This is a genomic window from Shewanella sp. AS16 (assembly GCF_021412365.1).
GTDB classification, from domain to species: Bacteria; Pseudomonadota; Gammaproteobacteria; order Enterobacterales; family Shewanellaceae; genus Shewanella; species Shewanella salipaludis.
In genome coordinates this window covers 1-291 of sequence record NZ_JAKCLK010000257.1, presented here as the reverse complement: position 1 = coordinate 291, position 291 = coordinate 1, and the positions used below count along the sequence as shown (strand labels likewise).

Below are 291 nucleotides of genomic sequence, written 5' to 3'. Positions count from 1 at the left end.
ATCTGGTTAAATACGCCGATGTTGGCGCGACTTACTATTTCAATAAAAACATGTCCACCTATGTTGACTATAAAATCAACCTGTTGGATGAAGATGACAGTTTCTACGCTGCCAACGGCATCTCTACCGATGATATCGTCGCTTTAGGTCTGGTTTATCAGTTCTAAATCCCCCTGCCCGCTGTTTTGGCGGGCTTTTTCTGCTTATTCTTCCTCCTTTGATCTAAATTAAAAATGTGAACTCCGTCATTACACAAAAAGTGTCATCTGGCGTTACACTTTATGCGGATAC

Annotated in this window: 1 protein-coding gene; it reads left to right on the top strand. The window is 41.6% G+C overall.

The features are described from left to right. A partial coding sequence (locus tag LZP73_RS20225) for a porin (RefSeq protein WP_234236722.1) occupies window positions 1–167 on the top strand: 167 nt, incomplete at its 5' end. Window positions 168–291: the final 124 nt, after the last annotated feature.